This window comes from Microbulbifer maximicatervae (SeqCode), from assembly GCF_056232625.1.
The window spans coordinates 1,063,150-1,086,592 of sequence record NZ_CP174324.1 but is presented as its reverse complement, the minus strand read 5'-3'; the positions used below and the strand labels follow the sequence as shown (position 1 = coordinate 1,086,592).

Below are 23,443 nucleotides of genomic sequence, written 5' to 3'. Positions count from 1 at the left end.
GGGCTGACTCCTCCTGTGAGAACTTCAGCCCCCACTTATCCTCCATGCTCTACACACACCCACAACAACTCAAGCTCGACATTCACCTTCATACTTTTATTCGAGAAGTTATAATTAATAGCGAAATATTGCCCTTAGAATACAATATTCAAATATTATTCTGTTTTCTAGACTACGAACAGTAGACTATGATTAATTTAAATTACCAAACCACAACCTCTGTACAACTCTGAATTTACATAGCAATACAATAAGGAAATTATATGGCTACCTATCTATTTTATCCTTTTGACGATGGTCAAGGAGTGAATATATTAGATAATTTGATTGTAGGAGTAGGCCCAAATGAACCGCCCAAACTAATACAAAGCCCAAAGTGTGGAGAGATATATTGCAGTAATGGAACGTCCCCAGGCGGATTATGGAATGTTGGTAACAACGACGATCTCTATGTTATTGGGCACACTTTTAAAGGAATGAAGCACCTTGGTGATCACAATAGAAATCTTATAGATCAAACAGAAGTTGTAGAACGTATGATTAAATGCGGCCTGAAACAAAAAGTAACTTGTACCGTTTACGTTTACGCATGCTACTCAGGCAAAGAGCTGGGTGCAGATAAACCATTAGGCAGCATGATAGCTGGAGCACTAAAAACAAAACAATATGCATGCCATGCAAATGTTTATGGGTTCACCAGAAAGGTTTCAACGAGTGCCCCACGAGATGCTCTAGGTATTAGAGGGTTATGCATCGATAATAATGGTAGCTGGGAATCGTTAGTACATCATCGTCGCCACGTCTGTGTTCACACTCCTCCCAACCATTAAATCAATAGCATAAAATACAGCGCCAAACGAAGCTAAACCCTTGCCTAGAAGAGACCTTCAAGCTTAAGGCATGAACCAACACTTTTAAGGGACGCAGACACAGGAGTGATATTGCTCCTGCCCCATGTAAAATAATCGAGCAATGAACATAATTGAGCTTCAGCGCGGCGATCAACGATACCCTCTAGGATTGGAGAATACCCCTAGCCCGCCTGCGGTCTTGTATGCACGTGGGGATGTTGCCCTTCTTTCTAAGCCAGGTGTCGCCATTGTGGGCTCGCGTGATGCATCCACAAATGGGCTAGAAATTGCCAGAAGAATCGCTACCTGTCGTTGTCAGCGGTTTAGCGCTTGGGATCGACGCTGCAGCCCATGAGGGGGCCCTTGCTGCTGGCGGAGGCACTATCGCTGTGCTTGCCCATGGCCTGCATACTGCAAATCCTCGAGCAAACTATAAGCTGGCAATGAGAATACTTGAGACTGGCGGCCTCTGGGTATCAGAACACCCGGAAAGCGTAACACCTCAAAGATATTTCTTTGTAGCTAGAAACAGGATACAGGTAGGGCTTTCTCAGTCTTCAGTCATTGTAGAGTCAGCCACATCAAGCGGAACCATGAAGCACGCTGACTTCTGCCTGCAAGCACGACACCGCCTTTTTGCTGTAGCTCCTCACAACCCTGAAAACTCATTAGGCCTTAATTGCCAAGACCCGATTAAGCTCATCAATGACGGTAAAGCTACAGCTCTAAGAACCAAGACTGACTACGACCTCTTAGAACTGTAAGGCCTCACTCTTCCAGAAGTGCCAGAATCTGGGATGACTCTTCCTGCGAGAACTCCAGCCCATACTTCTCCACTATCGCCATGAAGCGCTGCACATAGATAGCCTGGACGGGCTCATAGGGTGGCATCCACTCATCGGGGCCCTTATCACCCTTGCTTTGGTTCCGGCCATCATCGACCAGCCAAAGGTTTTCAGGGTCTTCTGCAAACTGCCGCTTCAGCTCTACAGTCCAATTGGCACCACCGTGCCCGTGAGCCCAGGACAGCGGCACGATGTGTTCAACATCCAGGTCAGAGGCCAGATTGAAAAATTGGCCCATGTATGGGTCCAGCCAAAGGCCAGTATCTACAGTGCACTGCTTGTCATTAGTGAAGGTTACTGGAGCCAGGGAGAATTGAACCAGTAGCTCATGGCGGGTGCTCTGGCAGTCTCTGGCAGTCTCTGGCAGTCTCTGGCAGTCTCTGGCAGTCTCTGGCAGTCTCTGGCAGTCTCTGGCAGTCTCTGGCAGTCTCTGGCAGTCTCTGTCAGTATCAGACCAGCGTGGCAGCCATTCCTGGATCGTATTCGTTGGTATTGGCTACAGCCTCAAAACAACCAGACAGAGCGGTGGATAGGATAATTGGTAGAATTAGGCGCATGACGACCCCTCTTTATTGTTTAGAGGGATCGTACTAGAGATAAATAAGCCGGACAAATACAATGAGGTACACTGAGATTTACTTTTCAGACAAAAAAAACCAAATAATTACAGCCGCAAATAATAGGCCTAAGGGGATTCTAATTAGCCCATTCAATTGCTCCATCCCTCTCAAGAACCTCGATTTCTTGCCAGAGTCACTTGTAAGCAGGAAACCCAAATACCAAACAAACAAATTAAGTAATAAAACTATAACCAATAAGAAGCCTGAAGTAATCCCAAATAAGCCCCGCTGCCACCAAACTAAGTCATCAGTCGATAGAAGTGTGAACCATTGACCAAGCAATATCCCGACTGTAAGACAGCCAATTGCATAAGTGTTTAGCAATATTTGCCTTGAAACCAATGCGGGAGTGGAGAACTGGGGAAACATAGCAGCCACCGAAAAAGAAAATAAGCCAAAGGCCCCAATCACGTTCCAAAGATTTGGACCAATGCTTTCCCTAATTGCAGATTGATAAAACTCAACTTCTGGATAGAATCTATTTGCCCAAAGAACAAACAAAAAAGCTGGAACCGTCCAGGCAAGGAATATAACAATTGCTTCTTTTAAGCTTTCACCAGGAATAAAGTCACTCTCTTCAAAATGAAGAAATTTTTGAACTATATAATCTCTCACTTCCCCTCCTTGGGTAGTGTCCCCACTTGTGATACGTAACATCCTTCCTTGATCAAACCTAACGCAACACCCCGCCACAAGCAACTGAAAACAGGGAAAGGTGAATCAGAAGCTCCTGGCGAATATTCATGCAATCGCCAGGAGCAGCGGGATAGCCGCTAGGTGCCACTTACTCAAATAAAGAAAACTTGTAAGTTTAACAATTAATAGTTTAGTTTAAACCCACTTGTATCTTCACTCCACATCGGCATAAAAAAATGTTTTTGAAGGGAAGTTAGCTCTACCCACCCTATTCAAGGAATTCATTAAATTTGAGGCTCCATTAGTACATTCTTCTAGCTGACGCTTAATATTTCTCAAATGAATATCCAACTCGGCAAAAACTCTATCTCCCACCATTTCTCTAAAGCTTTCCGGGGTAACCCGAATAGTAGGAGAGTCAGTTTGGCTCGCCAATATAGGGTAGACAGTCTCTGAAAAATAAGTATTTCTGTTATCAATAGACTTCAGAAGCCAGCTAAAATTTTGCATGAGGTCTGAAAAATCTATTAAACAATCCACCCCCCCCCTCTGACGACCAAAAACTTCAATCCATCGAGGTCATACTTCAAATCTTCAAACGACGGATACTCATGATGAGAAAGCATTTTATCTATATCATTATCAAGCGATTCAAGATCCTTCTCTATGAGGCGCACAGATTTCTTAATGCGAAGTATATATAAAAGGGCAAAATTTATTTCACGTATCTGCTTTTTTTTCTCTTCATTTGCATCTCGCAAAACATTGTATTTGAAAGCCAGAAAAGCACCTGCAAATACGCCACCAACTGTAATCACAGTTCTCCATAGGTAGTCATAGTATTTTGGGATTACAGCCTTCTCAATAGCAATTCCCGATAAATATAAAGCATTCAAAGCCAAAGTAGCTGTTAAAACACCTAATACTTCTGGTCGATAAGATTCCCACTTGCTCACGCCAACTTCCTATTATTTTTATGCAATGATGGGTTATATGGCTATTCATTCAACATGCCAAATCAACACACTAAATATCAACTTCCTGAATTTAGTTGGTCTCGCCAATGTTAAATTTTACCCAATCATCCAATTTTTGTATAACCACCCCAACATAACCGCTGTCTACATCCTACTCATCACCGGAAACATTGAGGATAACCGGCCTTTATCATAACCCTTATTAATCTGCATGGAACTGTTGAGCGCCCCTGGAACACAACCTATTTTTACAGTCCCAACCAATATTAAAGCAAATCGAAGATTATTTAACGGCTAAAACACCTTGGTTGTGGTGCTCGTCATCCCCACTTAACAATAGAGCCGGTGACACACCAGGGGGCACAGAGGTTCCACCTATCAGCACACCGAGTAAGGTGGCAGTATCACTGGACACAACGAAGTCACCTTCCACCAGGCCGTTCTTTTTCAGATCTCGCCAACGGCGGCTCTTGCTAACACTCTCTGCCCCCTCACGCATAAAAGGTAGCCATTGAGTAATAATGCCAACCTTATCTACCAGTGCACTCATCGGCCCGGCTAAGTGGTACGCTGAGCCCGAAAAGTTCTTCTTGCGCACACCCTCCTGCAATTTCCGTAACTCGCCTGCAAATTTGTTCCACCGCCCCACCTCAGACTCATCGAACAATGCCCGCAGATTACTCTCATTATTCTTTAGCTGGTCGGATAGCCGGTTAGTATAATTACCCTTGGATAGCTGCAAACTTCCATCTTCTGCCACCCTAAAAGCGCAGCCGATAAGGTATAAATTAACAATGAGCGCATAGAATTAAACTCCATAATTTTCGAATAGTAATGGAGTCTCGTTTTTACCAAAGAATCAATCTTTTGTACTTTAGTATTATCGCTAAATAACAACCCAATGCCTAAGCTCTTTAAGTGGTTCAAAATAGAAATAGAAAACGGTGTCAATTATGCATTTCGGTTGGATCAATCATTACTGCATGAGTTACGGCGACCGAGTAGCAAACATTGCTAGTAAAGCAGCTGCCGAACTTATTCCATTCAAGGACAGTACGTGTCCTATTGACAAAGAAATGGAGGTCCTATTCAAAACACTAAGTAGTCTGACATGCTGGGATGCTGCTATTTATTGCGCCTGGTATGCTCGGGGTGTATTAGTGCCTGGATTAACTACAAGCCCTTATGATGGATTCTCTTCAGTTGGACCTGAACCCGATAGTTACAAGGTTCTGTTCCCCGTAACAACTAAAGCCGTAAATCTAAGAGAAATGCATAAGATTCCAAAGGGGGCATTTCTAGGCTTTATTGACGAAAGCAATAGGCTGTTACACGTGATGATTTACCTTGGAGACGGGTTTGCTGCGGGCAACAAAAATCAATGCGTAATAGAGGGTGGAGCCCCAGAAGGAGGGGAGCCTGCTATGGCAACTGGTTGGCAAAAGCTTGATTTGAACACATGGTATAATGAGCGCAAATCATGTAAATCCCGGTCAACTGCTAGCATTATTTATCAAGAAATAAAGTATCAGCCTATAACTATAGGTGCGGCCAGCAGTACCAGCAGCTGCGCAATAATGTAAAAAGCCTTTTATGGTTGCTGCATTGCTACTTTAGGCCGACTGGTGGCATTCAAAACTTCGCGCTTCGGCCCGAGGTTACCTATTTTATGGCCAGCACTCCCTGATTGCGCAACTCGTCATCCTCACTCAATAACAAGGCTGAAGTTACACCAGAAGGTGCCGGTGCACCACCCAGCAAAGCGCCTAGCAACTAAGAAAAGACCTTTCAATCTTAGCCTTACGGTTTAGAGCTAAGCACAAATAGCCAACCGAATATTAAAATTCCAGCGTTCTCATCTGGAAATGAGGCCATAAACTCCCTCTCTTTAACATAATAAACCCCTGGTAACTTTCCGTCTGCGGTGACCTTCTCTCCAATATTCGGGGGAGTTGTGCCATCAGGAACTCTCACGAAAATTGTTTCGTTCGAAGGCTGCCCCTCCAAAGAAAATGCCCATTCCATAACTGTATCCTTTAATATTACCAACGCCAGCTCATTTGTGAACTCCGAATATAACGGCCCCTGAGACCGCCAAAGTACGAAGCACTTAACATTTTAGTGAATTGAGGTCTAGACAATTTCACTGTCCAAAAAATCACCATCCAGAGCCCTCAGCATCTACTCCCCCCCCGCCACATCCGCTGAAGTATCCCCACTAATCATCGACGACGTCGCCGAGCGATTTGCCAGTTCAAAAGTCGAGTCCGGACTATCATCATCATCCGAATAAACCCGGTCGTCATAGTTCACAGCGGTCATGCCTACCCACTCGGAATCGCCATAGCTGCAATAGAACTATGCACGGCCAGGCGATTCGCCACTTCACCAATACAGTCAGAAACAAGGCCGGCTGCCTCATCAACAACGTTAACCGCCTGCCCTGCATCTGTGGTGAGTGTTTTTGTTGTCACGTAGACCATATCCATCGGATCTCCGGCGGCATCGGTCTGCACGTTGTTCTGATCATCAATCACGGCGATCGCACACTTAAGTACGGCTACCGCTTGAGCTTCGGAGCTTGTGGGCTTGGTCTTTTGGGTAATTGAAGCGCGCACAATCGTGCCTGCGCTATGGCCATCATCGATGGTGTAGGCAAACTGCCAAATCTCTAAGTCCGGCACAGTTATCGGGGAAAAGCTGGGCATTAGCACCCTCCTTTATGGCTTGATAACACCGTTATGGGTTGCAATAGTCAACTCAGGCGTGCGTCCGGCGAAAAACATGCGGTTGCCGAAGTCAGGCTTTAGTACTCGCCTCACACCAATTCTGTGGAGCTGTGAGATCATAGATATTCGTGGAGAGCTCTCGCACAGCACATAAACAGGTTTATCAAGCATGTCAGGGGTATATGCGATTGCCCCATCAGGTAGGTCCATAGGGGTGGACTTTGACTGCCATATCTCGGCACCCTCAAGTGTGTGCAGGCTGTAGCACTCCTCCTCCCCTTCGCTCATTGCGCGGAGTGGAAATTCTCGGCGCTCATCGGTTCGAACATCAATACAATCAACTAAATCGCCTAGTTGCAGATCCCGCACAAAGCGACCATCTGGCAACACTGTGTCATAGTCAACACAGTACGGTAGATCGGGGATTGTGGTACCCCCGCCATCGGCCGGAGTGGTGATAGCCCCTACTTGCCGCCGATCGTCACCGGCAGATAGCTGCCAAATTTCAGTGGTTGCGTAGTAGGTGACACCGCTGCCCGTATAGAAAGGGTCATCCACGTAAACGTAGTATCTTGTCGAGAAATTTAGCCCGGTGATAGAACCAGAATTATAACTACGGGCAAACCGCCCATATTGGATCGTGTGTGCCGCTATCGATATCTTTGCCGAAGAGCCATTATCCGAAGCTGACAACACATCACTACTAGTCGGTAAGCTAGCAGTGGAGCTGATATTTTGTGGTAACTCCAGTTGGTTCTGGACGATCTTTCTGATTTTGAGGTTATGAACAAATGCCGAGCCGGTTTGTCCTTCATCGGCATTTATCTGGATATACCCTTTCGCCATTGCCCAACCGGCGGGAACAATTATCAAGGCTTCTACAAATCCACAGCCCTGGTCTGGGATTCGCGAGATAAATCCACCCTTCAACCAAACTCGATTAGAGCTGATGGCAATACCGGTTCCAAACTCGGAAATGTCGGAATAATGTAAACCGATATTGACATTCCCTCCGGTGCTCGAGCCTGTGTAAATATCGGCGGAGATATAGAAGCGGTCACCTTCCTTTACAGGAAACCAATATCTCGCATAGCTGCCACGATCGGAAACCTTTAAAACTTTCACCCCCTCAGGGAGGTAGGGGTAATCTGCTGTATTGGTAAAAACCTCTCCCTTGCTCCAATACAGCTCATCATCGGAGAAATCACCTTGGACCAAGTTATCGCCGGAGGCGAGTTTCGCGATCTTACCACCTGTAGCCTCAGCCACGACTATGGCTTGGTCGGCAATAGCCTTCAGCAATGCACTCTTAGCACTACCTACTGCCATCCAGCGAGTATTCCATGTCCCTCGTGCTATCGGTGTCGTATTTTCTATATCGTCCCAAGGTGGGTCCAAGTCTTCCAGATAGCTGGTCAATAAATTGAGTTTAGAGATATAGTTATTTTTTTCGGTAGTAATGCTAAACCTATCTGCTTGAGCCTCGATATCCGCCTGCTCCGCAATCAGTTCGTTGTATTTACGAATCTCCCCCACCTTTTCAGAGGGGTGCAACTTACCATCTGCGGCTATATCGAGAGTCTCTTGCAGAGCGATAGCTGCGGGCAAGAATTCTCTGCCTTTTTAAGGTAGATCGTATTGGATGATGATGACCTAAAACCAAACTTCGAACATCACATTCAGACATCAACCTACCAACAAGAAGAAGCGACCTTAAGTTAAGCATTTGGCCTTCAATCTTATACTCGCTTTGCGGCCTCGCTAAACTCGACTGCAAAGCGAGCCCTAACCCAGTTAAGGGCAAGGCATCCTATTTCGGGAGCTCCAGTATCCGGGCCAAATTTTCCGGAAAGGAAAATTTGAGGCAATACATCTCCCCTATCACCATAAACCACAGAATCTAGAAAGCTTAGAGGAGCGGATAAGATGACATTCACTCGTCAGCGGCTCTTTCATCTTAACTTTAATTCCGGCCATTATTGGACGACCAGAGGTTCTTAGCCGCACCTCCATGCCCGTACACCCAAAAGCACAGAAAAAAGAATCAAGCCTACCCCCTCAATGGCCAATGTATGCCATACGCTCATTTAACTACCCTAAACTAGAAATGAAATAAACCGACCAAGGAAGAATAAAAAAAACCGGCTTGGGGGCCGGTTCAAGAAAGGATGGTTGCTGCATGAAAACCAAAGCAGCTGTAAATATATTACCCCTCATACTAGAGAGCTGTCAATGCATACAGCTGTATTAGTATACAGTACTAGATGACATTTATGCCAATTTGAGAATCAGGCTTTGAAGTATTTAGTTTCGAGCGTTTCCGTTCTTTTGATGGTTGCTTAAAGAGGGACATACCACTTCCTTAATTGAGTACTCAAGTTTAGCCAAAATCCTGGCAAATCTATATTTCTACAATAAAATGTGTGTGTTGGTTTCAATTAAAAGAGATCGGTCCACTCAATACAACGCTTAAGCTCGATTGGCTTAGGGAGAGATTAGCTCACTCGAATAGCAGCGCTACCGAGTCAGTCACTCCAGAGCACTATTGTTCAATAATCCAGCAATGTTAAAAGTGGCACTCAGGTAAGCAATGGGATTGAGCTGCTCATAATACGAGAAAATTCTCGCATTCATCACCGTCGCCAATGCGTACAAATTAGATACAAATTGCAGGTATAATCACCACCCAATATACCCTTTAGTACCTTAATCCAATTAGCTCGCTCCAGCAGGTTATACTTAACTAAAGCGAAGGTGGTTACTCATAAGCTCCAATACACACTTGCTCCAGAAACCCATCTAAGTTTTTTGAGGTAATCACCAAGAACAAAAAATAATCGACCGCAAGATATACCGGCCCCAGCTTTTATGAAAAACTTACAAAAAAAGATTCCAATGAAGATAAAGACATCACCTATAAATGCATTAATTTCTACATTTTTCACTATTACGCTTTCCAGTTTCAGCTATGCAAAGGACGCTGAGCAGGTTAAATTCCTGAACCCAACAGGATCAGTCTCAAAGCTACCATTTTCAGAGGCTGTAAAAGTTGGCAACCAGCTATTTCTTTCTGGCCAAATAGGGCTTTCACCGGAGACTAAGCGGTTAGCCCAAGGGGGATTCGCTGCGGAGACCAAACAGACTCTAGACAACATAAAGCAAACTCTGGAGCGCTACGACTACGAAATGAAAGATGTTGTTAAATGCACGGTCATTTTAACAGATATCAAGAATTTCCCTGAATTCAACAACATCTACCAGAAAGCTTTTGCCTCCCCCTTCCCTGCAAGGACTACCTTTGCAGTGGAGTCCCTAGCGCTGGACGCCCAAATTGAAATTGAGTGCATCGCTGCCAAGTAGTCAATATTAAAACTGGGAGTGCCAGACTAATCCCCCTAATTGACTCATCAGGACTTTTACTGCGGTCTAAATTCTCTAGTTTACGCTTGCACTTAAACTCAACGCACAGGGCCGCCTAAGCGACCCTGTGATACCTAGACAATAAAACAACCCTACTAACTTATCTAAAAGTTGAAATCATCCAGCTTCCACCAGCAGTGCCCATCGCTAGGTATATCAAAGCCAGCTGATGTAATTCGGCCTTAAAGCGGTTGTATCCATTAAATACAAAGGAACCAAAATTGGGGTCAAAAAGTCTCCAGGTATTACCATTCTGTACTTGAATTGCAATTGCATGGCCGCTGTTGGGGCCCAGGAATCCTATCAATGCAAAGCCTTGATTAAGGCGGGCCATCCCCTGCCGTATCCATCGCAAAAATGTGGAGAAAGGCTCAAATGGATTCAACTGATGCCCACGGGCGATACAGTGCTCGGTATACCCATCTGTCCGACAAATCGTCCTTAACCCTGACGATATACCCATCACATTTCCCTGGATCTGCTGCTGCGCGGAAATTGCCCTTTGCATTGTATAGATAGGCTGCCCAAAGGTGGTGGTCGACCCGCCAACAGCCCTTAAAAACATACCTGGAGTTGCTCTGTTGAGGGCGTTTCCAATTCCCGTATTATGGTAACGCTGTTGCAGTCCTGCCTGGAGGTGCATATTTATATGACCGCCGGGTTGCAAGCCGAGCCTCACCCACATGTAGGATAATGCGTAACAAACTCCGCGCCTTACGTCATTGTGGACACCGGGTTGGATGTAATTTGCTTGATCCAATAGAAATTCTGTTTCTGTTAGATTCGGATTGAACATGGAGGTCTCCCTATTCTTTATAGATAGTGGACTTTTGCCTATCCGCGGTATCGCGGCCCATGTTCTATTTTTCTCACCTACAGTTTTATCTCTATCAATTTTCTTGTGGCTTTTTTAGCTTTAAGTCATTTTAAAAAGTAAACCGGAATTTTATTACACTTTATTTCAATTGGATTTTCAGGACGCTAAGGTCAAAATTTGATAGAAATTTCCAGTTTAAATTGCGTTTGGATATGTGCAGAAAGTAAATTTATTTTTAATCATATACGAGTGCAAGTATTGCGCTGGTAATAACAAACTCATCAGAACAGTGAGCTATCAAATGCCAGCGCTAATATATCTGTTGAGAAGGCTGCGGAATCTAAGTTCAACCTTCCTATATGATATTAACTGGGGAGTTGAGTAAGGAAGAAATCTCTCAGGTTCTCACCCATTACTTTACGGATCTCTTCTTCAGTAAACCCTTGCCGAAGCATTTCTGCGGTAAGCACGCCCAGTTCACTTACGTCAAATGCAACCTTTACACTGCCGTCATAGTCCGACCCCAATGCGACATGATCCACACCCAGTGTATCAACGGCATAACGAATGGATTTAACAATGCTCTTGGGGCTTGTATCACAGACAGCACCAGGCCAGAAACCGATTCCAACCAAGCCTCCTTTGCCCGCTATCTCCTTCATTAGCTCGTCACTGATATTCCGGCGTGAGTTACATGCCCCTTGAAGCCCAGTATGGGAAACAATCACTGGGCGCTCGGCAATATCCAAAACTTCGCGGACGACCTGCTCGGAGGAGTGGGCGACGTCAATCACAATAGAGCGCCTTTCCATCTCCTGCACTGCTTTCCGGCCAAATGCGCTCAAACCCTGCCCGCTTTCTCCATGCAGGGAGCCACCCAGCTCATTGTCGAAAAAGTGTTGCAACCCCATCACTCGGAAGCCAGCATCGTATAGGCGACCGATGTTTTCGATCTTCCCTTCCAAAGGATGGGCACCTTCAGTGCCAAGGAGTGCGGCCAAAACCTCGCCACCCTGCTTCCTTGCTACAAGCACCTCTTGTAAATCTGCCGCACTTTTGACGATACGTATTTGGTCAGGCGCAGATTGCTGTAGCGCATTAACACGCTCTGCATGATAGAGCGCCCGCTCATACAGGCTGCCCCACGCCTTTACTGGCCACGCCTGAGCAATGGCCAATAAGGTTATGTTATCGCCAGCTTTGCTGGAGTTCTTCTGATAGTTCTGCCCCCGGGGAGACTTGGTAACTGATGTGAAGACCTGGATACCCAGGTTACCTTCTCGCGCCCGGGGGAGATCCAGATGACCATAGTCGGCTCGCTTCCTCAAATCCCTGGCCCACAGGAAACTATCTGCGTGGAGATCACCTACCAATAGACTTTGGTGTAGCGCTTTAGCCTCAGATGACAGCGCTGCAATTTTGCCCGGCTCTACTTTGTTCATCGACTTTTCAATAGCCGGAAGCAAAAGCCATTTCCAGCTGGCGAACAATATCACCACCATTGTTGTCAGAAGAATGAACCACTTGCTCATCTATTGTCTCCGTTAGTAGAAATCCATGGGGAAGTTTGCACAGAGGCAACAACCTTCTTCGATCCATCAGGATCGCAGAATGAAGCAATTCGAGCGGTTGCTCAATAAGCAAGCAAGAGAAATAAAACTATGGTGGTCGTGGAATAAGCGCTGGGACACCAACCTCGTACTTATCAGAAGAGAGAAAAATGAAGGACAAGCAGTGATCAAACTTTTACAACTGAACTTACTCGTATTATTCGCTCTATTCATGGGTGGTTGCGCCGCTTTATCGCCCAATTTTCAGCAGCCCGAGGTTGAGATTATTGGGCTGGAGCCGCTTCCTCCTGCCGTCGGCAGTGATCTGCGCTTCAGAATCCATTTGCGCATTTTCAACCCCAACAACCAAGAGCTACCCCTCTCCGGGATCTACTACAAGCTCAGTCTTGCCGGCCATAAAGTGATGACAGGAACCTCTAACAACCTATTGCCCATTGCCCCCTATGGCCAGGATGATATCTCGGTAGACGCAACTGCAAGCTGGATGGGGTCTCTATTCGCCGCCGCTGAATTAGCGAATAGAGGGCAGCAATCGGTACCCTATGAAATTCAGGCAAAAATTGGCCTGAGCAGGTCCCTTGTGCCTTCCATTACAGTGCAGCGAAGTGGCGAAGTTCGACTGAATCAGAATCTGGGCCTCTACCACTAGTCCAAGCCTACTCACTTTGGAGTTAACGTTTTAATCTCCCCAGTCGCCGACCTTGTCGGCACCGGGGATCTGATACTCGAGATAGTCTTCAACAGTGAATGGCATCTCACTGATGACTGCGCGCACGCGCTCACCAATAGCCTGTGTCTCAGGACGCGCATTGGCCAGCCCGGTATAGGGTATGCCTTTGCCGCTGGCTACGTCTGGATATTTACGTTTGAATAAACGGTGGCGAGCCACCATATGATTGAACTGGCCCTGGGTGTAAATTAACGGCACCAACTGCGGGGACTCCTCCCGGGGGTCCATATATAAATCGTAATAGGCTTCCGGCATCCCCGACCCTGCCACCTCCCCCGCTCCCAGCCAATGCCTCTTATATCGCCCCTTTACTGTTGCCCCCAATTCCTTACCCGTATAGATAAATACATAATCCCGGCGGCCATGAGTATCGCCGTTTAGGAACAGAGCGGTCTGGTCGAGGCCATCAACGACGCGATCCGTGGGAATAGCATCAGTTGCTCCACCCAAGCGAGCGAAAGTCGTATACAGGTCAGTGATATGAATGATATCTCCTGCCGTTTGTCCCGCTTCGATAGTTCCTGGCCACCAGGCAAAAGCAGGTACGCGAACGCCGCCCTCAGTAAAATCCCCTTTGCCACCCCGATACAACATGGGCAGCATTCCCCACCCCGCCGGCGGACTGTGAACCATAGGGCCGTTATCCGCCATTGCAACGAACAAGGTATTTTCAGCGAGCCCTAAGCTTTTCAATTCTTGCATCAGCACCCCGACAAAGTTATCCATCGCCGGGAAAGCATCCGCAACCATCAGCCCGGCTACCGAGCGCTTGGGGTTATACATCGCCATGAAATTAAGGAGATTGGGCCAGTAGGCAACGAAAAACGGTTTCTTCTGCTCTGCACTGCGACGAATAAAGGCCAGCGTTCTCTGTTCTGCTTCTGGATCAAACTTAGCGAAGCACTCGTTGGATGTTCCGCACCACTCTCGCCCGGGCTGTCCCTTTTTCCCTTCAATATTCATTACCCAACCAGCGGGAATCAGACCAGGGCTGTCCAACTGATAGGGATCAGGTGGATAGATTTCGGGGAACATGCCCAGCACCGCATTTGCTACATTTGCCTGGGGGTTAAACAGGGAGGTAATCTGGTTCATCGGAGTGAACAACGCCTCATCGAACCCCTGATTGTGTAAATAACTCTCCTCGATATCTCCAAGGTGCCCCTTGCCGAAAAAGCCTGTCGTATAACCCGCTTGCGAAAGTACCTCGGCAATAGTGACCTCTTCTGCGCGTAGACCGGAAAACTCATGGGGCATACCCACTTCACCCATGCCATAGCGCACCGGTAGCCGTCCGGTGAGCGCAGCAGCGCGGGTTGGTGTGCATGAGGGCTCAGAGTACATGCGGGTAAAGTTGATACCCTCTGAAGCCATCTGGTTTAGATTTGGCGTTGAGTAGCCAAAGTTCTTTTGTAACGCAGGAAAGCCAACAGCTCCAAATGCAGTGTCATCCCACAGCAGAAATACGATATTCGGTGGCTGTCCATATTTCTGCCGCAACTGCTGTAAGCGTTGCTCAAGCTCCGCATCCTCTTGATCCCAACGTTCGCCGTTTTGCATCTTGAGAATATAAAACTCGGCATCGTGTACAACTTGCCCCTCGACATTGAGAGTGATGCAAAGCAGCCAGATCATAATCAGGTGGCTTTTGACGGACATGAGCTTCCTATAGATCGCAGAAAAGTATCTAACAATTTAGAGGAGCGCAGGGGCTTGGAAGAGGAAGAGCGAGTTTAAGCGGGGTAAAGAGCGCCTCGTTTTCCAGCAAATGCCAGAATCGAGGCGCCAATTTCGTGAGAGAAGTAATCCCCCTTTCTACTTATCCCGGCTGTCGGCCATAAGGGCCGGCCATGCGGCGCGCAAGTACATCACCATCGTCCACAAGGTGAGGCCGGCAGCGATATAGAGCAGCAGGTATCCAATAGTTTCCATCACCGGAAACTCCCTAACATCGAAGGCAAGCAGAACAAGAATTGCTGCCATCTGTGCGGTGGTTTTGACTTTGCCTACATAGGAAACGGCAACACTGCTGCGCTGCCCCAGCTCAGCCATCCACTCCCGCAACCCAGAGACCGCGATCTCTCGACAGATGATCACCGCCGCAGCAATCGCAAACAGCGGATTGTCATGCAGTCCCACCAGCAAGACCAATGCCGTAGCCACCATTAGCTTATCGGCAACCGGGTCCAGAAAGGCACCGAGGGCAGTACTCTGATTTAATTTTCTGGCGAGATAGCCATCAAGCCAATCGGTAATTGCGGCAACTGCAAAAATTGCAGCAGAAGCAATGTAACTCCACTTGTACGGCAAATAGAAAACCAAAACAAAAAATGGGATCAAAGCAACACGTAACAGTGTCAGTTGATTGGCGATTGTCATACTTTTCTCTATTCTTGCGGAGGGCGTACGTTATCAAGCCATCGCGCAAAATGAAACGCTTTGGAAAAAACTGGCCATTTAATCGCCAGCTCAATCCTGTTCTACTCGTGGTGTAGTGCCGAGTATATATCCTGAGCCAATTTCCGGCTGATACCATCCACGCTGGCAATCTCCGTTACTGTTGCGCGCTTTAGCTCCTGCAAACCTCCGAAATGTCGCAGCAGCGCCCTGCGGCGAGTGGGCCCTACTCCAGCGATACCTTCCAATGGAGACTCCCTGCGTTTTTTATCCCGTTTTGCTCGGTGGCCAGCGATAGCAAAGCGGTGCGCTTCGTCTCGCACTTGTTGAATTAAGTGCAGCGCTGATGAGTCGGCGGAGAGTACAAGCTCTTTGTTACTGGAAACCACATGTAATGTTTCAAAGCCCGCTTTTCGTGTAGTTCCTTTGGCAACACCAATAATTTGCACTCCGACAATGCCCAGCTCATTCAGAGCTTCGACCGCTTGTGTAACCTGGCCCTTCCCCCCGTCGATCAACAGGATATTGGGGAATTTGCCCTCGCCACCGGAAAGGCGCGTATAGCGCCGCTTTAGCGCCTGCCCCATTGCCGCATAATCATCGCCCGCCTGGATACCCTCAATATTGAATCGGCGATAATCCGACTTCACCGGGCCTCCGGTATCAAATACAACACAGGACGCAACCGTGGCCTCACCGGAAGAATGGCTGATGTCAAAGCACTCAAGCCTCTCCGGGAGCTGCTCCAGTTCTAATACTTCCTGTAGCTTCTCGAAACGGTTGTAGAGTTTTTGCTGGGCTGCAGTTCGACTAGTCAAATTCTGTTGTGCTGCCTGTTGCGCGATCTCAACCCAAGTGGCCCGCTTGCCACGCAACTTATGGGTGATACCAACATCGCGACCACACTGCTCGCTAAGAGCCTGTTGAAGTGGTTCGAGATCCTGTAAGGCCTCTGACACTAAAATCTCACGGGGGATCTCTCGGGGACTGCCCAGGTAAAATTGCGGGACAAATGCGGAAAGTAGCTCTGGCGGTGTGAGTCCCAGGCGCTCACTGGGAAAGTAACTGCGACTCCCCAGAATTCGCCCCTGCCTGACAAACAGGACGTGTACGCAACAGCTACCGCCCTCACTGGCTATCCCCAGCACATCCACATCGCCACTTGCACCTTCAGCTACCTGATCCGCTTGTAGACGACGCAGCGCGGAAATTTGGTCCCGCAGTCTCGCGGCTTTTTCAAATTCCAGCGCCCGGGATGCCTCATCCATTTGATCGGCCAACTCCTGGATAATGCTGTCACTTTTACCCGTGAGAAACATCTCTGCGTGGCGAACATCCTGGCGATAGTCCTCGGGAGAAATAAAATCGACACAGGGAGCGGTGCAGCGCTCTATCTGATACTGAAGGCAGGGCCTTGAACGGTTGCGAAAAACACTGTCTTCACAAGAGCGGATTCGAAAAGTTTTTTGCAAAAAGTTCAGGCTGTCGCGAACCGACGATGCATTTGGAAAAGGTCCGAAGTATCGGCCTTTCTTGCGCTTGGCACCACGGTGGAATGCAATACGGGGAAAAGTGTCATTGCTGGAAAGAAAGATATAAGGGTACCCTTTATCATCCTTCAGCATCACATTGTATGGGGGCCGCTGGGACTTGATCAGGCTTTGTTCAAGCACCAGGGCTTCGGTTTCACTGCGCGTAACGGTGACTTCGATGTTTCCAATACGCTGCACCAGCGCCATGGTTTTTGTCGTTAGTCCGGAGCTGCGAAAGTAGCTCGACAACCGATTGCGAAGGTTCTTGGCTTTCCCTACGTAGAGGATTTTATTCTCGGCGTCGAACATCTGGTAGACGCCGGGTTTGCGAGTTACTGTCGCGAGGAAACGCTTGCTGTCGAACATCTGGCAACCGGCCTCAATATTTTAAGAAATCAGCCACTTTTCAATTAAAGTGCAGCATCTGGGTCGAGGATTTGGTGTTTAACAGCGAGGATCGTCAACTCTACATCACTATTAATATCCAACTTCTCAAAAATCCTGTAGCGGTAGCTATTCACCGTTTTGGGGCTTACCGAGAGAGACTTTGCAATATCCGCAACCTTGGCGCCATTGACGATCATGTCTGCAGTCTGCAATTCCCTTTTGGATAATTTTTCAAACGGAGATTGCTGATCATCCTGGCCACTGACACTGCGCATCGCCATTTTGGTTGCCATGGAATTACTGATAAACACACCACCTGAAATAACCGTCCGTATCGCTCGAACCATTTCTTCAAGGTCCGCGCCTTTAGTCACGTAACCCATTGCCCCAGCCTGCATCAAGCGGCCCGGGAATAAATCATCATCGAGTGCACTAACGGCAACAACCTTTGCCTCCGGGCACCGCTGCAGCAGCTTTCTAGTCGCTTCAAGGCCGCCCATTCCTGGCATTTTTACATCCATCAGAATGACATCAACATTAGACCGGCGAACGAATTCCAGGGCCTCCTCGCCACAGTTTGCCTCTCCGGCGACTTCTATATCCTCAACATCACCCAGCATGCGCGAAATGCCCATTCGCACAAGATCGTGATCATCCACCACTAAGACTTTGATCAAGCTATCCCCAACTACGGATAAGTGCAGTGGCTACGCCGCGTATACATCCCCAACGCACGAGCTCTATAAACTGCGTTCTTCTTTTTAGCTCACGGTGAAACTACCCCGTGTAGGTCCCCCCGGAACCCAACCGCAACATACCAGACAAAAACGCTACTGCAAAGCAGAAGCACCGTTTCAAATGCTGCTGAACAGACATTTGGCCACAGGATCTTGCTGCCTTTATAACATTTAATTATAGCGTAAAAACGTACCAATTAATTTTTCTGCGATCAAGATGAGCACTTCCGCAAAATTTGCGATAGAAGATTCAATTTATCGCAGAAAATATTTATGAAAGAAATCGGAATATGAGAAAATGTTAGAGGTTGAATTCGTTATAACAAAATAATCGTCAACAACTAGAACAATTCTCTACTGAAATTCAGGCTGAAAACTGCCAACCCCACCCAATAACTTGCACTTTTCTATTGGGTACTTTCTAACTGCAATTCAGTGAAGAATAAAAGAAGGGATTGTCCGCACACTTATGCAAACAATCTTGAATGGATTAAGGGTAATAGCGCGGCTCAGGCTCCAGGGTAACACCAAACTTAGCCTGCACATCAGAAGCGATAGCGCGAGCCAATCGTGTCACCTCATCACCCCGGCCCCGGCCGGGATTAACCAAAACCAATGCCTGCTGGTGGTGAACTCCTACCGCTTCTTGCCGCCTGCCCCGCCAACCAGCGCGATCAATTAGCCAACCTGCCGCCAGCTTCCAACCCTCACCGCTGGCATAAGCTACTAAATCGGGATGTTCCGATTTTAGGTTTTGGTAAATGTCCGCATTCACCACAGGGTTTTTAAAGAAGCTGCCAGCGTTGGGAATTTGATCGGGGAGCGGCAATTTACTGTTGCGAATATCGATAACCGCAGCGGAAATTTGTGCGGGTGTTAAAGAGTCACAATCCCAACCTTGCTGGTCAATAAATTGCTGTAGGGCCGGGTAAGCTACCTTGGGCTGCCAATCTTGTGCAAGGCGAAGGTTAACCTGGGTAATAATAAATTGATCGCGCAACTTCCCTTTAAACACACTGTCCCGGTAATCAAACTCACAGTCCGACGCGGAAAAGTTATGTAGTGCACCTGTAGAAATTTCCATGGCCTGCAAGCTGCAAAAACAGTCTCGCAACTCTACGCCATAGGCGCCGATATTTTGGATCGGGGCTGCACCCACTTTACCTGGAATCAGCGCGAGGTTTTCCAAGCCTCCCATGCCCTGCTCGACAGTAGACATAACCAGCTGGTGCCACCCCTCCCCGGCCGCCGCCTCAATCGTACCGCCACGACCATTGGGAGTAATTGTTAGCCCTCGCAGCCCGACCTGAATGGCAAGCCCGGGAAAGTCTCCCGTTAATACGATATTACTGCCCCCACCCAACGGCAGAATCGGCAAACGCTTCTGCTGCGCAAAGCTCAAAGCCTCACGCAATTCATCCAGGGTTTCCACACGCGCAAAATAAGCGGTGTTTGCTGAAATCGCGAGAGTATTGTGGGGCTGTAAATCGATATTGGCTTCAATCATTAGGTTCTACATCAGGCCAAGGCTTCTCGCATACGCTGAAGATCCTGTTCAGTATCTACGCCACCGGGCACTTCTGCGCAGGCATCCGCTACGTGAATCTCTTGGTCGTGGTAAAGAAAACGCAGCTGCTCCAGAGCCTCGAACTTTTCTAGCGGGGCCATAGGCCAGGAGACAAACTGGCGCAATAGCGCAACACGGTAAGCATAGATACCAATATGGCGACGAGGTTCCAAGCCCCTTGGCAGCTCACTGCTATCCATCGCAAAGGCATCTCTGGGCCATGGGATTGGCGCTCGTGAAAAATACCTGGCCAGCCCGGACTCTGTTGTCACTACCTTGACGATATTCGGGTTGCGAAAATCCTCCACTGAGGTGATGGGCTCCGCCAGGGTTGCAACGCCGGCTCGCTTGCTAGCCGCCAGGTTTTCAGCTACTTGATTTATCACCTCGGCGGGTATCAAGGGTTCATCGCCCTGCACATTGACCAAAATGCGGTCCTCGGCAAGGCCCAAGTTCTGAGCCACCTCCTGCAGTCGGTCAGTTCCCGAGGCATGCTCGGCAGATGTCATACACACCTCGGCGCCGAAGCCGTGGGCCACCTCCGCTACACGCATATCATCGGTGGCGATAACCACCCTCTGAGCATCGCTCTCACGGGCACGCAAATAAACATGCTCCACCATCGGCTTGCCGCCGATATCAGCCAAGGGCTTGCCTGGCAGGCGGCTCGAGCCATAGCGTGCGGGAATAATGACGTCGAAAGAAGAGTTACTTTTCATTTTCACTAAATTGTTGCAAGTGCTTGTGTACTTTTTGATAAAAAAGGTCTGGCAGCTTGGCCCGCACCTCGAGCGCCCACCAATGACTCTCCCAGAAATCACGACATTTCACCGCATCTTTCATGGTCATAATCACTGGGGTTTCCCCATCGAAATGCAGTTCCTGGGGGCTGAATTGATGATGATCGTCAAAAGGTTGCTCTGTCACCTCGAACCCTAGCGCTTGCAGTGACCGGAAAAACCGCTTGGGATTACCGATCGCCGCCACCCCGTGGCAAGGCCCCACCTCAGGCCCTGACGGCAGGCGCAATGTGGAGGTTTGATCGAGGTTAAACTGGTGCCAACAGGAAGGCTCGAGCGTCATTTCAAACTCTAAAAGCCCACCGCACTGATCCCTGACTTTGGCTTCTGGCTCTCCATTACTAACCAGCATGTCGACGCTTTGCAGGCGTGTCACCGGTTCCCTCAGAGGTCCTCTGGGCAGCATATGGCCATTGCCCAAACCGCGATGACCATCAACTACACAAATTTCATAGCTGCGCCACAAACTATAGTGCTGCAGCCCATCGTCAGACAAAATAACATCGCACTGGTGGTAGTCGATCAGGGCCTGCGCCGCCTCGGTGCGATTGGGAGAAACCATCACCGGCACACCAGTGATCAAGTGCAGCATCAGCGGCTCATCCCCCGACTCCAGGGGGTGGGATTGGGCAGTCACCTGATAAGGATATTTTTCTGCACGACCACCATAGCCACGGCTGATAATCCCCGGATTGCGACCCCGCTCCTTTAGCCAACGAGCCAGCTCCGCCACCAATGGCGTTTTACCCGCACCGCCAACGGTGATATTACCGATGACGATGACAGGAACTGATAAGGGCTCCGGTGGCGTGCGAGAACTCATTACCCGGCGCCGCTTGCTCACCCCCCCATAGAGTAATTCCAGCGGGGTGAGCAGGGAGAGCGAGCGACCTTCACCCTTTTCGGGGTACCAGCGCTTGTTAAACCAGTCTTCCAGTGACATCCAGGTGCCCTACCCCATTGTTTGCTGCTGTAACAGAGATGCGTATCGACCACCCTGGGCGAGCAGCTCTGCGTGATTCCCGCTCTCTACAATTCGACCTTTCTCCATCACCAGAATGCGATCGGCATTCTCGATCGTACTCAGGCGATGGGCGATAACAAACGTAGTGCGGTTTTTCATGACTTCAGCCAGAGCCGCCTGAATATGGCGCTCCGATTCATTATCCAATGCTGAGGTGGCCTCATCCAAGATCAGTATGGGCGCATCCTTTAGCAGGGCGCGGGCAATAGACAAACGCTGGCGCTGGCCGCCGGAGAGCATCTGCGCATTATCCCCCAGAACCGTATTCGCTCCCTCAGGCAGCTCTTCAATAAATTGAGTTGCATGTGCCTGCTCCATAGCACGCAGAACATTTTCCTTGGGTGCATGCTCTAATTCACCGTAGGCAATATTGCGATATACAGTGTCGTTAAACAGCACGATATTTTGGGAAACCATACTGATATGGCGGCGCAACTCTTTAAGTGGCACCTTGGAAATATCAGCCCCATCGACCAGGATACGTCCACCTGTCGGCTCGTAAAACCTAGCCAGCAGACTTACCAGCGTGCTCTTGCCGGAGCCAGATGCACCCACCAGGGCCACCGTTTCTCCCGGATTTACCGCGAAACTGATGTCGGAGAGTACTTTGGGTGCTGCCGGGTCATAGCTAAACTCAAGCCCTTCAAAAGCTACTGTGCCATTCACAGGCTTAGGTAGCTGAGCTTCACCATCCTGGGGCTCTCTGGGAGCATCCATTACTTCAAAGATACTCTCCGCTGCCGCAATACCCTTCTGGATATCGGCAAAAATTTCGGAAAGGCTGCGCACCGGCTTGGCCAGGGATGCAGCCGCACCAATATAGGCTGCAAAAACCCCAGCAGTCATGGACTCAACCATACCCGGTGCCAGAGCCAGCCAGACAATAGTTGCGGTAGACAAACCAACCAGTATCTGAATCACAGAAACACTGGCATTGTTTGCTACTACGAGCTTCATAAACTGCCGACGGTTATTGTCACTGGCAGAGAGGAAACGGGATTTCTCGTAATCCTGCCCCCCATACATCCGCACCACTTGATAGCCATTGATCGCCTCCTGAGTGACATGGGTAACGTCGCCCATGGAATTCTGGATGCGATGGCTTAATTTGCGGAAACGCTTACCCACGATGCGCACAATAAAGGCGATCAAGGGGGCAAAAAGGAAGAAGGTTAAAGTCAGCTTCCAGTTCACCAGTAACAGGTAGGTCAAGAGACCGATTACCGTAAACGACTCGCGGAAGAGTACCTTCACCGCCTTGGTGATGGAGTTGGTTACCTGCTCAACATTGTATGAAACCTTTGAAATCAGGTAAGCGCCGGTATAGCGGTCAAAATAGGAGCTGGGGAGCTGGCCAATTCTCTCGAATAGCTGTGTTCGCAACTCATGGATCACTGCGCGGCCCACATAGGCTAAACCATAGCTGCCGACAAAATTGCCAATAGCCCTAAGGACAATAATCAGCAACATTGCGAGCGGTACAAGCCAGCGAGCAGTCTCCTGGGGCATTACCCCGTCGGGGTAATAGGATGCTACAAACTTTGAGAGAAACCCGCGACTCTCTTGGATTCCAGCCCCCACTGCATCGAGCAAAAGCTCGGTCACAGCAATAAGGCTGACGCCCATGATCGAAAACAGGAAGAAGCCCAGTACCGCAACCCCGAAAATCGCCATGTGCGGGCGGGCATAAGTGAGCAATCGACGGTAAGTTTCCGCCCCATTTTGCGGTTTGCTGGGGGGCGCTTTTACTTTCTTCATACAGACCAATGAATGGACTCGCCCCAACTGGGGCGAGTGGGCACA

General features: G+C 48.5%; 23 protein-coding genes and 1 pseudogene. 5 read left to right on the top strand and 19 right to left on the bottom strand.

The features are described from left to right. Positions 1-263: 263 nt before the first annotated feature. Positions 264-830 carry a hypothetical protein gene (locus tag ACJJI6_RS04720; protein WP_475712643.1) on the top strand — a complete coding sequence of 189 codons (567 nt, stop codon included), beginning with the start codon at positions 264-266 and terminating at the stop codon, positions 828-830. Between the two features lie 142 nt (positions 831-972). Then, positions 973-1,615: pseudogene (locus ACJJI6_RS04715) on the top strand (DNA-processing protein DprA). A 4-nt stretch (positions 1,616-1,619) separates the two neighbouring features. Here the strand turns inward: ACJJI6_RS04715 and ACJJI6_RS04710 are convergent. The 5 genes from ACJJI6_RS04710 to ACJJI6_RS04690 all read right to left on the bottom strand — a co-directional run bounded on the left by ACJJI6_RS04710 (position 1,620) and on the right by ACJJI6_RS04690 (position 4,671). Next, positions 1,620-1,934: an HNH endonuclease family protein gene (locus ACJJI6_RS04710; protein ID WP_475712642.1), complete on the bottom strand. Its 315-nt coding sequence runs from the start codon at positions 1,932-1,934 to the stop codon at positions 1,620-1,622. A gap of 397 nt (positions 1,935-2,331) precedes the next feature. Further along, complete coding sequence (locus tag ACJJI6_RS04705) at positions 2,332-2,931, bottom strand: hypothetical protein (protein WP_475712641.1); 600 nt, start codon at positions 2,929-2,931, stop codon at positions 2,332-2,334. A 234-nt stretch (positions 2,932-3,165) separates the two neighbouring features. After that, the gene (locus tag ACJJI6_RS04700; protein WP_475712640.1) at positions 3,166-3,492 is read right to left on the bottom strand and encodes a hypothetical protein; all 327 of its coding nucleotides are present in this window, start codon (positions 3,490-3,492) and stop codon (positions 3,166-3,168) included. Next, a complete protein-coding gene (locus tag ACJJI6_RS04695; RefSeq protein WP_475712639.1) occupies positions 3,480-3,908 on the bottom strand; it encodes a hypothetical protein in 429 nt (142 codons plus the stop codon). The genes ACJJI6_RS04700 and ACJJI6_RS04695 overlap by 13 nt, the downstream gene beginning before the upstream one ends. Positions 3,909-4,212: 304 nt before the next feature. Beyond that, positions 4,213-4,671 carry a hypothetical protein gene (locus tag ACJJI6_RS04690; protein ID WP_475712638.1) on the bottom strand — a complete coding sequence of 153 codons (459 nt, stop codon included), beginning with the start codon at positions 4,669-4,671 and terminating at the stop codon, positions 4,213-4,215. Between the two features lie 211 nt (positions 4,672-4,882). On the opposite strand from ACJJI6_RS04690, the gene ACJJI6_RS04685 reads away from it, so the two are divergent. Further along, positions 4,883-5,512, top strand: coding sequence for a hypothetical protein (locus ACJJI6_RS04685; RefSeq protein WP_475712637.1), 630 nt, complete (start codon positions 4,883-4,885; stop codon positions 5,510-5,512). A 217-nt stretch (positions 5,513-5,729) separates the two neighbouring features. Here the strand turns inward: ACJJI6_RS04685 and ACJJI6_RS04680 are convergent, their stop codons facing one another. From ACJJI6_RS04680 to ACJJI6_RS04665, 4 genes are all read right to left on the bottom strand, one after another. Next, the gene (locus ACJJI6_RS04680; protein ID WP_475712636.1) at positions 5,730-5,954 is read right to left on the bottom strand and encodes a hypothetical protein; all 225 of its coding nucleotides are present in this window, start codon (positions 5,952-5,954) and stop codon (positions 5,730-5,732) included. Positions 5,955-6,110: 156 nt separating this feature from the next. Next, complete coding sequence (locus tag ACJJI6_RS04675) at positions 6,111-6,251, bottom strand: hypothetical protein (RefSeq protein WP_475712635.1); 141 nt, start codon at positions 6,249-6,251, stop codon at positions 6,111-6,113. A 2-nt stretch (positions 6,252-6,253) separates the two neighbouring features. After that, positions 6,254-6,637 carry a hypothetical protein gene (locus ACJJI6_RS04670; protein WP_475712634.1) on the bottom strand — a complete coding sequence of 128 codons (384 nt, stop codon included), beginning with the start codon at positions 6,635-6,637 and terminating at the stop codon, positions 6,254-6,256. Positions 6,638-6,649: 12 nt separating this feature from the next. Next, the gene (locus tag ACJJI6_RS04665; protein ID WP_475712633.1) at positions 6,650-8,266 is read right to left on the bottom strand and encodes a hypothetical protein; all 1,617 of its coding nucleotides are present in this window, start codon (positions 8,264-8,266) and stop codon (positions 6,650-6,652) included. Between the two features lie 1,260 nt (positions 8,267-9,526). Between ACJJI6_RS04665 and ACJJI6_RS04660 the strand changes: the two genes are divergently transcribed. Beyond that, positions 9,527-10,018 carry a RidA family protein gene (locus tag ACJJI6_RS04660; RefSeq protein ID WP_475712632.1) on the top strand — a complete coding sequence of 164 codons (492 nt, stop codon included), beginning with the start codon at positions 9,527-9,529 and terminating at the stop codon, positions 10,016-10,018. Between the two features lie 160 nt (positions 10,019-10,178). Here the strand turns inward: ACJJI6_RS04660 and ACJJI6_RS04655 are convergent, their stop codons facing one another. Both ACJJI6_RS04655 and ACJJI6_RS04650 read right to left on the bottom strand, forming a co-directional pair. After that, complete coding sequence (locus ACJJI6_RS04655; protein WP_444897182.1) at positions 10,179-10,874, bottom strand: YopT-type cysteine protease domain-containing protein; 696 nt, start codon at positions 10,872-10,874, stop codon at positions 10,179-10,181. Between the two features lie 386 nt (positions 10,875-11,260). Continuing rightward, on the bottom strand, positions 11,261-12,427 hold the full coding sequence (locus tag ACJJI6_RS04650; protein WP_475712631.1) for a dipeptidase: 1,167 nt from the start codon (positions 12,425-12,427) through the stop codon (positions 11,261-11,263). A 79-nt stretch (positions 12,428-12,506) separates the two neighbouring features. On the opposite strand from ACJJI6_RS04650, the gene ACJJI6_RS04645 reads away from it, so the two are divergent. Continuing rightward, positions 12,507-13,115, top strand: a complete 609-nt coding sequence (locus ACJJI6_RS04645) for an LEA/WHy family protein (protein ID WP_475712630.1) — start codon at positions 12,507-12,509, stop codon at positions 13,113-13,115. 30 nt (positions 13,116-13,145) lie between these two features. On the opposite strand, the gene ACJJI6_RS04640 is transcribed toward ACJJI6_RS04645, so the two are convergent. The 8 genes from ACJJI6_RS04640 to msbA all read right to left on the bottom strand — a co-directional run bounded on the left by ACJJI6_RS04640 (position 13,146) and on the right by msbA (position 23,398). Then, entirely contained in the window at positions 13,146-14,855 is a 1,710-nt protein-coding gene (locus ACJJI6_RS04640) for a sulfatase-like hydrolase/transferase (protein WP_475710091.1), read from the bottom strand. 156 nt (positions 14,856-15,011) lie between these two features. After that, positions 15,012-15,575, bottom strand: a complete 564-nt coding sequence (gene pgsA, locus ACJJI6_RS04635) for a CDP-diacylglycerol--glycerol-3-phosphate 3-phosphatidyltransferase (protein ID WP_413665675.1) — start codon at positions 15,573-15,575, stop codon at positions 15,012-15,014. A 101-nt stretch (positions 15,576-15,676) separates the two neighbouring features. Next, positions 15,677-17,491, bottom strand: coding sequence for an excinuclease ABC subunit UvrC (gene uvrC / locus ACJJI6_RS04630; protein WP_475712629.1), 1,815 nt, complete (start codon positions 17,489-17,491; stop codon positions 15,677-15,679). Positions 17,492-17,535: 44 nt separating this feature from the next. After that, positions 17,536-18,189, bottom strand: coding sequence for a response regulator (locus tag ACJJI6_RS04625; protein WP_413665673.1), 654 nt, complete (start codon positions 18,187-18,189; stop codon positions 17,536-17,538). Between the two features lie 550 nt (positions 18,190-18,739). Next, a complete protein-coding gene (gene murB / locus ACJJI6_RS04620) occupies positions 18,740-19,756 on the bottom strand; it encodes a UDP-N-acetylmuramate dehydrogenase (RefSeq protein WP_475712628.1) in 1,017 nt (338 codons plus the stop codon). Positions 19,757-19,767: 11 nt separating this feature from the next. After that, entirely contained in the window at positions 19,768-20,535 is a 768-nt protein-coding gene (kdsB, locus tag ACJJI6_RS04615; RefSeq protein WP_444913678.1) for a 3-deoxy-manno-octulosonate cytidylyltransferase, read from the bottom strand. Beyond that, a complete protein-coding gene (gene lpxK / locus ACJJI6_RS04610; RefSeq protein ID WP_444912975.1) occupies positions 20,525-21,559 on the bottom strand; it encodes a tetraacyldisaccharide 4'-kinase in 1,035 nt (344 codons plus the stop codon). Before lpxK ends, kdsB begins: the two co-directional genes overlap by 11 nt. 9 nt (positions 21,560-21,568) lie before the next feature. After that, a complete protein-coding gene (gene msbA / locus ACJJI6_RS04605) occupies positions 21,569-23,398 on the bottom strand; it encodes a lipid A export permease/ATP-binding protein MsbA (RefSeq protein ID WP_475712627.1) in 1,830 nt (609 codons plus the stop codon). Positions 23,399-23,443: the final 45 nt, after the last annotated feature.